This window comes from Nonomuraea sp. NPDC052116, assembly GCF_040680035.1.
Lineage (GTDB): Bacteria > Actinomycetota > Actinomycetes > Streptosporangiales > Streptosporangiaceae > Nonomuraea > Nonomuraea angiospora_A.
This window is the reverse complement of record NZ_JBFAWA010000032.1, coordinates 147,459-158,517: the sequence shown is the minus strand read 5'-3', so window position 1 is coordinate 158,517 and position 11,059 is coordinate 147,459. Positions and strand designations below refer to the sequence as shown.

General features: G+C 71.2%; 9 protein-coding genes and 1 pseudogene. 7 read left to right on the top strand and 3 right to left on the bottom strand.

All coding sequences use genetic code 11. From position 1 onward, the window contains the following. The 7 genes and pseudogenes from AB0L65_RS45580 to AB0L65_RS45550 form a co-directional block, all read left to right on the top strand. Nucleotides 1-283: hypothetical protein (locus AB0L65_RS45580; RefSeq protein WP_364259673.1), on the top strand; the 283-nt coding region annotated here is incomplete at its 5' end. Nucleotides 284-543: 260 nt separating this feature from the next. Then, nucleotides 544-858: pseudogene (locus tag AB0L65_RS45575) on the top strand (transposase); the annotation flags it as partial. Then, entirely contained in the window at nucleotides 851-1,252 is a 402-nt protein-coding gene (locus AB0L65_RS45570) for a transposase (protein WP_364259670.1), read from the top strand. The pseudogene AB0L65_RS45575 and the gene AB0L65_RS45570, both read left to right, overlap by 8 nt. Next, the gene (locus AB0L65_RS45565) at nucleotides 1,249-1,557 is read left to right on the top strand and encodes a hypothetical protein (protein ID WP_364259667.1); all 309 of its coding nucleotides are present in this window, start codon (nucleotides 1,249-1,251) and stop codon (nucleotides 1,555-1,557) included. Before AB0L65_RS45570 ends, AB0L65_RS45565 begins: the two co-directional genes overlap by 4 nt. 137 nt (nucleotides 1,558-1,694) lie before the next feature. Continuing rightward, nucleotides 1,695-2,612 (top strand): endonuclease/exonuclease/phosphatase family protein, encoded by a 918-nt coding sequence (locus tag AB0L65_RS45560; RefSeq protein WP_364259664.1) that lies wholly within the window; start codon nucleotides 1,695-1,697, stop codon nucleotides 2,610-2,612. Nucleotides 2,613-3,074: 462 nt separating this feature from the next. After that, a complete protein-coding gene (locus AB0L65_RS45555) occupies nucleotides 3,075-3,608 on the top strand; it encodes an RNA polymerase sigma factor (RefSeq protein ID WP_364259661.1) in 534 nt (177 codons plus the stop codon). After that, a complete protein-coding gene (locus AB0L65_RS45550) occupies nucleotides 3,608-4,534 on the top strand; it encodes a CU044_5270 family protein (RefSeq protein WP_364259658.1) in 927 nt (308 codons plus the stop codon). The genes AB0L65_RS45555 and AB0L65_RS45550 overlap by 1 nt, the downstream gene beginning before the upstream one ends. Here the strand turns inward: AB0L65_RS45550 and AB0L65_RS45545 are convergent. The 3 genes from AB0L65_RS45545 to AB0L65_RS45535 form a co-directional block, all read right to left on the bottom strand. Further along, nucleotides 4,529-5,266, bottom strand: coding sequence for a cytidylate kinase family protein (locus tag AB0L65_RS45545; protein WP_364259655.1), 738 nt, complete (start codon nucleotides 5,264-5,266; stop codon nucleotides 4,529-4,531). The two genes, AB0L65_RS45550 and AB0L65_RS45545, sit on opposite strands and share 6 nt — an antisense overlap. 187 nt (nucleotides 5,267-5,453) lie before the next feature. Next, a complete protein-coding gene (locus tag AB0L65_RS45540) occupies nucleotides 5,454-6,506 on the bottom strand; it encodes a LacI family DNA-binding transcriptional regulator (RefSeq protein ID WP_364259652.1) in 1,053 nt (350 codons plus the stop codon). Between the two features lie 154 nt (nucleotides 6,507-6,660). Next, on the bottom strand, nucleotides 6,661-10,923 hold the full coding sequence (locus AB0L65_RS45535; protein ID WP_364259649.1) for a hypothetical protein: 4,263 nt from the start codon (nucleotides 10,921-10,923) through the stop codon (nucleotides 6,661-6,663). Nucleotides 10,924-11,059 lie beyond the last annotated feature (136 nt).

The window sequence follows — 11,059 nt, the reverse complement described above, 5'->3', positions numbered from 1 at the left end:
GCGAGGCGTCAGGGTCACGGACTGGCTCTGGCCCGCCTACAACTACACGATCCGCTACGACCGGCGCGGCGCCCAAGTGCACCTCGAGGGCAAGGTGCTGATTGGGACCGCCGGATACGTCGCCGAGCTGGGCTGCTATCGATTCACCGCCGTGGGCTTCCAGCCTGACCACATGCTGAGCGAACGGCGATGGCCGACGCTGGCGGACGCGGCCGCCGGAGCCGCCCACGCACACGCGAGGCACGACACCATGGAGCTGTCGACGATGATCGCCGTCATGTAGGCGGCCGTGTGACGCAGGGCTTTTCTCCTGCCCGCTACAGAGGGTGAAAGTTCCGGGTGTCATGTCGATCTCCGGTCTGTGATCAGGCCGGTGTGTGCCAGGAAGGCGTCTAAGAGCCTGCTGACTAACGATTTTGGTCGCAAGGGCTGAGGCTGGGGATGCCCTGGTCGAGGCCATCTTCGAGCGATGTGCCGCAAACAGGAGCGGGCTCCTGATAGCTGAGGTGTTGTCTACGCAACTCGGCAACCAGGAGCCCGTGGTTGTCTGTCTACACGCCCGCGCCCCCAGGCGCCAGCGATTGCGCTTCACCGGGGTGCCGATGTCGCGGCCGGAAACCGGCGTATCCGTCGGACCTGACCGACGCCGAATGGGCGGTGCTCGAAGGCGAGGCGCGGGCGGTGATGGCCGAACTGGTCGCAACCACCGGCAGGCCGATGGTCCATGACCTGCGTGCGACCCTCGACGCGATCAGCTACGTCACCCGGTACGGGATCGAGTGGCGAGCCCTGCCGGTGGACTTGCCTCCGCATCAGGCGGTGTACGCCTTCTTCCTGCGCTGGTCCCGGCGTGGTCTGCCCGAACAGCTGGCCGGCCGGCTGCGCGGCCGTCTGCGGGTATTGGCCGGACGCTGCGAGCTGCCGACGGCCGGGTGCATCGACTCCCAGACCGTCAGGGCCGCTAAGATCCGTCCAGGACCGGGACGGCGCCCACCCGTTGCTGGCCCTGCTCCGGGAGAAGTTCTCCACCATCGCGCTGGTGTGGGCCGACGGTGGCTACACCGGACGCATGGTGACCTGGGCCAAGCAGGTACTCGGCCTGGCTGTCACGATCGTCAAGTGTTCCGACGACCTGCGCGGTTTCCTCGTGCTGCCCCGTAGATGGGTGGCGGAGAGAACCTTCGCCTGGCTGACCCGCTACCGGCGGCTGGTGCGGATCTACAAACGCAAGCCCGAACACCACGAGCCATGATCTGGTGGGCCACCGTGCACCAGATGACCCGCCGCCTGACCCGCGAACTGGCAGGCCAGCCACCTCAAAGCCGCTGGACCGGCCCGCCCCCACTGCCAGCCCTCACCAGTCCCGACCGGCGCGGCAGGGTCCTGCAACTGCTGGCCACCCAGCCCTGGCGGGCTTGGAGAGGAAAGGAACTGGCCGCCATCCTCGGCATCGAGAACGTCAACAGCTTCCGCGTCCAGCTGTCCCAATGGTCCCACCAGGGCTACATCAACAAGATCGGACCAGCCCTCTACGGACCCATGCCCACGAGCACTTAAGCCTTTGCCAGCAGGCTCTTAGGTGAGCGGGACCCACCTGCGGAGGGCCTTGCCATCGGATGGCCATGGAGCAGTGAATATGCGCGACATGATCAAGAGGGGATTCGAAGCACACCAAAGCCTGCGAGGATCTCGCCGTGCCGATCTTCCGTTTACTCCTGGTCGCACTCGCGGCGCTGACCGCGACCGTCATCGCCTTCCCCCGATCCGTGCCGAATGGGATCGGTCACCTCGGCAGCCTGGCCGAGACGTTCCTACCGTGGCTCGCGCTGGCCGTCCCGGTGCTGCTCGGCCTGGCCTGGTGGCGGCGCTCCATGGTGGGCGCGCTGGCCGCGCTGGTGCCGACCGCCGCCTGGCTTGCCCAGTTCGGCGGGCACCTGTTGCCCCGCGGGGACCAGCCACATCACCTGGTCGCGGTACAGCACAACGTCAGTGACGAGAACGCCGACCCCGCCGGCACCGCGCGCAAGCTGATCGCGGCCCGGCCGGACGTCATCGGCCTGGAGGAGCTCGTGCCGGCGGCGCGCCCGACCTGGGACGCCGCGTTGGGCGTCGAGTACCCGTATCGGACAGTGCACGGCACGGTCGGACTCTGGTCCCGCTACCCCCTCGCCGAGGCGGCTCTGGTGGACATTCGTCCGCACGGCGTCGGCCCAGACTGGAACCGCGGCCTGCGCGCGGTAGCCCGCACCCCGCAGGGTGACATCGCGATCTACGTCGCTCACCTGCCGTCGGTGCGAATCGGTCTGGAGGGCTTCGATTCCGTACGCCGGGACGAGAGCGCCTCCCGGCTCGGCGCCGTGCTGGCAGCCGAGCCGGTCGATCGCATCCTTCTGCTCGGCGACCTCAACAGCACCGTGGACGACCGGGGGTTGCGCCCGGTCGCCTCGCTGATGGCAGCTCCACCCCGCGATTTCGCCTTCAGCTGGCCGGCGCGCGTCCCGCTGGCGCGCATCGACCAAATCCTGACCCGCGGAATGACCGTGACCAAGATCCGATCGCTGCCCAGGACGGGCAGCGATCACCTACCGATCGCCGCCGACATCCGCCTCTGATCCAGGACGCGGCGCGTTACCCAAAGAACGGGTGGCACGCGCGGCTACTGATACGGAACTCAGGAGGAAGGCGGAAACAGTTCGTCGCACTTTGCAGCGAAAACAGGGTTGATCTTTGACCGACGGGTGGGTTGGGCGTGTCCGGTTTCGTGTGCGACGCCACCGTGAGCATGAGATCCCGGGTGAAGGCTGCGGGTCGGTGACGGTAGGGGGTACCGGTAGGTCTGACCTGCATGGATAGATCTTGGCTCGCCGTCCGGTGATCGTGTTTCCCAAGAAGTCTCAGCAGGTCGGCAGCAACCTCGTTGGTTTTGCCCCACCAGTCCAGGACCCCAGATCGTGAACGCCGTCGACGCCCTCACGCCCGAGATGATCGCTGCGCGGCTGTGAAACTCACATGGAAGGGTTGGCCGCGACCGGGCAATCACTGGTGTCAGACATTCCCGGCGAGAGAGACCATGCATGACCACGTTCCTCGACGGAGAGGTCGCCGATCCCGAGCGATTCTCCGTCCTCTTCGATACCCACTACGAGGAGATTCGCCGCTACATCGGCCGCCGCCTCGAGCTTGACGTCGCCGAGGACCTCGCCGCCGAGACCTTCCTGATCGCCTTCCGCCGGCGCGACAGCTTGGACGCCGCCCAAGGCGGCATCAGACCTTGGCTGTACGGCGTCGCCACCAAACTCATCGGCCGGCACCGACGTGCCGAGCTGCGGCGATACCGGGCACTGGCCAGGTCGGGGCCGCCTGCCGACGAGGACGGCCACGATCAGCGGGTGGTGGATCGGGTCGCGGCGCGGGTGACCGTACAGCAACTCTCGGCCGCGCTGGCCGGGCTGTCGCGCGGTGAACGCGACGTGGTGCTGCTCATCGCCTACGGCGAGTTGACCTACGACGAGGTGGCGGCGGCGCTCGGCATCGCCTACGGCACCGTCGCCTCCCGGCTCAGCCGGGCCAGAACCAAGCTTCGTGACGCGTTGGGAGTTGAGGTGTGATGAAGGAATTCCAGCTCATCGACGAGGTGATGCCGCAGGTGCCGCCCGCCGACCATGCCACGGTGACGGCCGCCCGCGCCCGGATGCCGGGCGCCTCCCGGAGGCGGCGCCTGCCGGTCTGGCCCAAGGTGATGCTCGCGGCGGTGGCGGTCAGCGCGGTGATGGCCGGGGGCTTCGTGGCGGTGCCACTCCTGGGCGGGACGGACGTCCAGACGGTCGCGGCGCCGGACGCGGACGCGGTGCTCGCCGCAGCGGCCGACCGGCTGGCCGCCCAGCCCCCGGGAACCGGGGCGTGGTGGCGGCGGGAGATGGTGCAGGTGGCGCGACGGAGAACCGCGACCTTCACCGTCGAGCAGCGGGTCAGGGACGTGCTGTGGGCGAGCCGGGAACGCGGGTATCGGACACAGCGCGGACGCGTCTCCGCCAAACCGCTCACGCCCGCTGACGAACAGGCGTGGAAGGAGGCGGGCTCGCCTGACCTGTGTGACGGCTGCCTGTCGGGAAAGACCTACTTCACCCCGCTGAAGATGACGACCAAGCCCGTGACGGAACTGCCCACCGAACCTGAGGCGCTCAAGGCCGAGATGCTGCGGGCCAACGACAAGGAGGCCCCAGAGGCGTGGCTGTGGGGGGCGAGCAAGTGGCTCCTTCTCGACGTCGAGAGCACCCCCGCCACCAGGGCCGCGCTCTACCGCGTGCTCGCCGGCCTGCCGGGTGTGCGGGTTGAGAACGACGTCACCGACATCGACGGCCGAACCGGGGTCGCGCTGACCTACGGCGAAGCGCCCACCCGTCAGCAGATCATCATCGATCGGGACAGCGGGCAACTGCTCGCGATCCAGGAGGGTGACGGGTCCTCGGGGTATGTGATCAAGCGGCTGGGCTGGACCGACGACCCAGCGCCGAAGGAGTCGACCCTCTCATGACGCGTCGGGGTCCCGGTAGTGATGGCGGCAAACCGACGAGGTCGATGAGTGTGGTCGGACTTCCCAGGCGGGCCGTTGGAGCTGATCGTTGTACACGATGATGTCGGCGTGGTCGGTCGGGCGGGCTGAGGCGAAGTAGAGCTGTTGGGCGGGGATATAGCGGTTGCGCCAGGACCGTTCGATTTCGGCGGTGTCGGCGGTGGATCCGGCCGGCGCTGTGCTTCGGTCCCGGGCGCGATCTACCGTCTGCTCGAATGGGACGGACACGAAGATGCGCAGGTCCCACCGGTCGATGAGTTCTGGGCGCAGGAGGAAGACGCCGTCGAAGAGCAGTACGGCGTCTGCGGGGGCGGTCGTGGCCGGTGGGGACGATGGGGTGTCGGCGTCTCTGTCGTAGACCGCGTGCTGGAACCTTCGGTCTCCGCCTGGGCCCAGCGGGTCGAGCAGGACCCGGCACAGCGCGGCGTGGTCGTGGGCGTCGAAGTAGCAGCCTTCGGCCGAGTACTGGCCGCGTCGGTAGCGCTGTGCGCGGGGGAAGAGGAAGTCGTCGATGGTCGCGCGGATGACGTCGCGGTCCTGCGCGCGCAGGACGACGGCGAGCTCGTCGGCCAGCGTGGTCTTGCCGGCGGCGGGCGGCCCGTCGATGGCGACCCGCAGCGGGTGCGCGGTCGTGACGGACCTGATCGCCTCGGCCAGCCGACTGATGAGCTCGCCGCGGGTGCCTTGGTCCATTGCCGCCTCTCTCACGGTGTCCCTGTTCAGCACTGCACGTCAGGCTGCGGTGGCCGTCGGTGGTGCCTGACTCGCAGCGGCGCCAGGCGCACGAGAGTTCTCCGAAGACGGCCGTTTGCGCCCCCGCCGGGAGGCATCAGTCGGTGAACCACCCAGACGGGCAACGGGCGGGTGGGCCCCGGCCCACCTACTGGGTTCGGGTCGGAGGGCGGACGGAGTTGCGGACGACGATGTGGGTGCCGAGGACCACGTGCTGGCGTTCCTCGCGGTTCAGCGCGAGCCGGACCGCCGTCCGTCCCAGCTCCTCCGTCGGGATGTGCACTGTCGTCAGCCCCGGCTCCAGGTCGGCGGCGAACGGGATGTCGTCGTACCCGACGAGCGACACGTCGTCGGGCACCCGCAGCCCCGCCTCCCGCAGCGCCGCCAGCACCCCGATGGCCACCATGTCGGTGGCCGCGAACACCGCGGTGAACCGCGTCCCGAGCGCGATCAGCCGGCGCGTGCCCTCGTAGCCGTCGGCCCGGCCGAACCCCGCCGGGATGACCAGGTCAGGGTCGTACGGCACCCCGAAGGACTCGTGCGCCCGCACGAACCCGCGTTCCCGGTCGACCTTCGTGGTGCTGCGGTCGGCGGGGGACGAGGCGCCGAGCAGGGCGATGTGCCGGTGGCCCTGCGACAGCAGGTGGCTGGTCATGGCGTAGGCGCCGCCCTCGTTGTCGTACTCGACGACGGTCGTGGGCACGTCGTCCCCGAGCGGCGGCCGCCCGCACAGCACCAGCCGGGAGCCCGCCTTGTCGAGGGCGTGGGCGAAGTGGGACATGCGCTCGCGGTACGTGTCGTCCAGCGAGCCGCCCCCCACCAGGATCACCGCGTCGGCCCGCTGCTCGCGCATCGCCTCCACGACGGCCAGCTCCCTGGCCGGGTCGCCGTGGGTGGTGCACACCATGCACAGCCGCCCCTCGGCGGTGGCCTGCTGCTCGACGCCCTTGGCCACGTACGCGAAGGACGGCCCCGTGACGTCGTCCAGCACGAACGCCACCGTCTTCGTGCTCGCCCCCGACAGGGCGCGGGCGTGCACGTTGAGCACGTAGTCGAGGTCGCGCATCGCCCGCAGCACCCGCGTCCTGGTGGCCTGGGCGACCGGGTAGTCACCCTTGATCACCCTGGAGACCGTGGTGGCCGACACGCCTGCCCGGGCGGCCACGTCGCGGATCGTGACACGCTCGTCGTCGGTGAGCACGCCTTTTGTGCTTACTTTTCGCGACAAGGTCGGCCCTTCACGGTTTTCGGCAGACGGAGCAGTGCGGGTGGATCATGGGAGATTACGCCATCTCACCGAAGTCTATGGCCAGGGAGATCCGCGGGCGCAAGACGCGCGATCTCCACGACCGGCGTCACCCGGCCTGGCAGGGCGGACTGTACGGGAGCCCGGGCACGTACTGGGCCCACTCGCTCCGGGTGATGATCATTCCGGACACCTCGCAGACGTGCTGCCGCGCCTGCTCCACGTCCATGCTCCAGAGCTGCGCCGTCCCGTTGCCCGACGCGCTGGCCAGCACGTTCCCGTCCGGCGTGAACGCCACTCCGTTGACCCAGTTGGACCCGGCGAGCACCGCCCACGTGACCGGCCGGGCCCGGTCGGCGAGGTTCCAGATCCGGATGGTGCCGTCACGCGCCCCCGTGGCCAGCCTGCGCCCGTCGGCGGTGAAGGCCACGCTGTCCACCGCGCCCGTGTGCCCCAGCAGGACCGCGACCTGCGCCGGCCGCTCGGGGTGGGTGAGGTCCCAGAGCCGGGCCGTCCCGTCGGAGCCCACCGACGCCAGCGTCCTGCCGTCCCGGCTGTACGTGAGCCCGAGCACGCTGTTGGTGTGCGCGGGGTAGTTGGCCAGCAGCCGCGGAGTGGCGGGCCTGGACACGTCCCAGAGCCGGATGGCCCCGGTCCCCGAGCCGATCGCGAGCATGCGGCCGTCGGGGCTGAACATGGCGGCGTTCAGCCAGTTGTCGGCGTCGCCGGGCGAGGAGACCAGCTTGGGGGCCCGGGGATCGGTCAGGTCCCACAGGTAGGTGCGGCCGTCCCGCGACGTCGTCACCACCGTCCGCCCGTCCGGGCTGAACGCGCCGGATTCCACGACGTTCACGTGCTTCCTGATCGTCGCCAGCAGCTTCGGGGTGGCCGGCCGGGAGACGTCCCACAGCTTGGCCGTCTGGTCGGAGGAGCCGCTGACGAGCATGCGGCCGTCCGCGCTGAAACGGACCGTCTGGACGATGTCCGTGTGACCGGACAGCGTGGACAGCGACCTGGCCAGGCCCGGGTCGGAGACGTCCCAGAGCTTGACGGTCTTGTCGCCGGAGGCGGTGGCCATGATCCGGCCGTCCGGAGAGATCGAGAGCGCGTTGACGGGGCCGGTGTGCTCGCCGAGGCCGGCGCGGTAGGAGACGCGGGCGGGGTCGGAGACGTTCCACAGCCTGGCCATGCTGTCCGCCGACGACGTGGCGAGCGTCCGGCCGTCCGGGCTGAACGCGGCGGCGGTCACCGTGTTCGCGAACCCGGTCAGGGCGGTCGTGCGCCGCGGCTCCGCCGGGTTCGAGACGTCCCACAGGGTGACGGAGGCGTTGGTGTCGGTGCTGGCCAGCAGCTTGCCGTCGGGGCTGAACGTGATGTCGTACACGAAGGAGCCCCGGCCCCGCGCGCTGCCGACGCGCTTGGCCGCGGTGACGTCCCAGAGGTACAGCGTGCCGGTGGTGGAGGCGGTGGCGAGCCGGCGGCCGGCGGGGTCGAAGGTCACGCTCCAGGTGCTGCCGCCGTCCGGCGCGCTCAGCACCGTCGGGTCGCCGGGCCGCGCCGGGTCCAGCACGTCCCAGATCGTGGTGCTCCCGTCGCCCGCCGCGGTCGCCAGCAGCCGCCCGTCGGGGCTGAAGGCGACGTCGTTGAGCACGTACTTCTGCCGCAGGAGGGCGATCTGGGCGGGTCGGGCGGGGTCGGTGATGTTCCACAGCCGGGTCGTGCCGTCGAAGGAGACGGTGGCCAGGACGCCTCCTTTGGGGCTGAACGCGACCGAGCTCACCTTGTTCGTGTGGCCCGTGAGCGTGGCGAGGACCCGTGGCCTGGCCGGGTCGGAGACGTCCCAGAGCCGGGCGGTCCGGTCCACGGACGCGGTCGCGAGCACCCGCCCGTCCGGGCTGAACACCGCTCGCACCACGCTCGCGGCGTGGCCCTTGAGCTCGCTCACTGCCTTGGGGCGGGCGAGGTCGGAGACGTTCCAGAGCCGGGCGGTGGCGTCGCTGGAGGCGGTGGCGATCATGCGGCCGTCGGGGCGGTAGGACACCCACTCGACCGGGCCCCGGTGCCCGATCAGGCGGGCGCCGACCGGGTGCGCGAGCGTGCCGAGCAGCGCGCCCCGGGCTTCCGGGGTGTCGGCGATGCGGTAGGAGACCAGGGAGAGCTGGGCGCCGAGCGAGGCGTCGGCGGCGCTGTTGGCGGAGTCGGCGACCTGCGTGGAGACGGCCTGGTCGCGTTGCCTGGTCACCTCGGCGGTCTGCCGCAGGGCCAGGACGCCAGCGGTCACGGCGGCGAGGAGGAGGACCGTGAGGGCGGCGATCACCTGGCGGACGATCCAGGTCCGCCGCCTGCGCCGCCGCAGCGCCGCGTCGAGGAACGCCTGCTCGGTCGCCGATCGCGCGCCCTGCGCAACAGCCTGTGCCGCCGCCAGGCGGCTGTCCGCGTACAGGTACGCCGGGTCCCGGCCCTGCCGCTGCCACGTCTCCGCGTCCTCGGCCAGGCGCTGGCGGACGAGCAGGTCGACCCGGTTGGTCTCGATCCAGTTCCGGAGCCTGGGCCAGGCGCGGATGAGGGCCTCGTGGGCGATCTCCGCCTCGTCCTCGTTCACCGTGAGGAGCCGCGTGCGCACGAACTCGTCCAGGACCCGCCGCGGGACGCCCGCGGGAGCCAGGTCGGCCAGGGCCACCCGCTTCCTCGTGTCGTCGGTCTGCTCGTCGAGGTGCACCAGCCGTACGAGCAGGTCTCGTGCGATCGGCTCCACGTCCGCGCCGAGGTGCCGCAGCGTCTCCTCGGCGCTCGTGGCCAGCGCCCGCGCGATGCCGCCCGAGGCCCGGTACGCGGCCATCGTCAGCGTTCGCTCCGTACGGCGCTGCCAGGTGGCCAGCAGCGCGTGGGACAGCAGCGGCAGCACGCCGCCCGAGTGCTCCACGTCACCGGCTCCGACGTCTTCGAGCAGCAGGTCGGTGAGCCCCGGCTCCAGCGAGAGCCCCGCCCGCGCCGCCGGGCCCTCGATCGCGGCGCGCAGCTGCGTCACGGTCATGGGCCCGACGATCGCGGGCCGCTGCATCGCCTCCAGCAGCCCCGGGTACGACGCGCAGTGCCCGAAGAAGTCGGCCCGGACGGAGGCCACCACGGCCGCCGAGCTGGAGAGCGCGACCAGCTCCTCGACGAAGCGCCGCCTGGCCCGCTCGTCCGCGCAGGCGGTGAAGACCTCCTCGAACTGGTCCACCACCAGCAGTAACCGCCGGCCGCCCGGGGGCAGCCTGCGGGCCAGCTCCGCCGACGGATCGGCGCCCGGGGCCAGCACGACGCACGACAGCTCCTCCGCCATCTGGTGCCGCAGCGCCGGGATCAGCCCGGCCCGCAGCACCGACGACTTCCCCGCCCCCGAAGGACCCGTCACGATCAGCGGGCGTCCGCTCCCGAACACCTCCCGCACCCGCGCCACCAGCGACCTGGTCAGCTCCTGCCGCCCGAAGAACACCTCCGCGTCCTCGGGCCCGTACACGGCCAGTCCCCGGTACGGGCCGGCCTCGTCGCCGGGCTCCGCGACCGGCGGGACCGGCCGGGAGCGCGGGGCCACGTAGGCCGGGTTGACCGCGAACGCGCGGCGATCGCCCAGGTCGGTGGCCTGGCGGCGGGGCCGGGGGAAACCGGCGTCGGGGAGCCTGCGGGCGAGGCTGTGGTAGACGTGGTCCAGGGTGAACGCCGAGGGCCCCGCCGGGTCACCCGCGTTCAGCAGCCGCAGCAGCGCGCCGCTGAAGGCCGTGTGCCGGACGCCGGGCAGCGCCCAGGAGTTCTCGTCCCTGCTCGACGACGTGAGCAGGTACGCCCCCTGCCACATCGAGTCGAACACCCGCTCCACCGCCTGCGACGACGCCCCGCGCGCGCGGCCGGCGAAGCAGCAGTCCAGGACCACGACGACGAGCTCGGCCCGCGACGCGGAGAGGATCTGGCGCACGACCCCGTACGGCAGCGCCTGGTATCCGGGCGCGCCCCGGCCGAGGTCCACGGTGGCGCGGGTGGCCAGGTGCAGCTCGTTGTCCGGGCCGATGAGGCCGTGGCCGACGTAGTAGAACATCAGGACGGACGTCGCCTCCTGGGCCAGCCGGTCCAGCGCCTGCCCCAGGTCGGCGGGGGTCGCCGGGTCCAGCCGTACGGTCAGGTGGGCCGGCACCAGCCCACCGCGCTCGACCAGGCAGCGCCCGACGTCCGCGACCGTCGCCGGCACGGCGGGCACGGCCGGCAGCGGCGACTCGGGCCGATGCGTCCCCGTGCCCGCCACCAGGACGCGGGCGCCACCGGACGACAGCAGGAGGGGTGGACCGTTCCAGCGCGGTCGGGGCCTCTCGACGGTCGCGAATTCGTCGTCGGTCATCCGGCGCTCCACGGCGAGGAAGGTCGGCGGGCGGCACGAACTAGGAGGCGCCACTCCGAGCGCGCCTCGTGATCCCCCGACAACTCCCGGTTGCCAGAGTACGCACCTTTCCGACCTTCCGTCGAGAACCCGGGGC

Bases quoted from the DNA above. Each gene is read 5' to 3' on its own strand.
- AB0L65_RS45565 (WP_364259667.1), top strand. From the start codon at position 1,249: ATGATCTGGTGGGCCACCGTGCACCAGATGACCCGCCGCCTGACCCGC.
- AB0L65_RS45555 (WP_364259661.1), top strand. From the start codon at position 3,075: ATGACCACGTTCCTCGACGGAGAGGTCGCCGATCCCGAGCGATTCTCC.
- AB0L65_RS45550 (WP_364259658.1), top strand. From the start codon at position 3,608: ATGAAGGAATTCCAGCTCATCGACGAGGTGATGCCGCAGGTGCCGCCC.
- AB0L65_RS45545 (WP_364259655.1), bottom strand. From the start codon at position 5,266: ATGGACCAAGGCACCCGCGGCGAGCTCATCAGTCGGCTGGCCGAGGCG.
- AB0L65_RS45535 (WP_364259649.1), bottom strand. From the start codon at position 10,923: ATGACCGACGACGAATTCGCGACCGTCGAGAGGCCCCGACCGCGCTGG.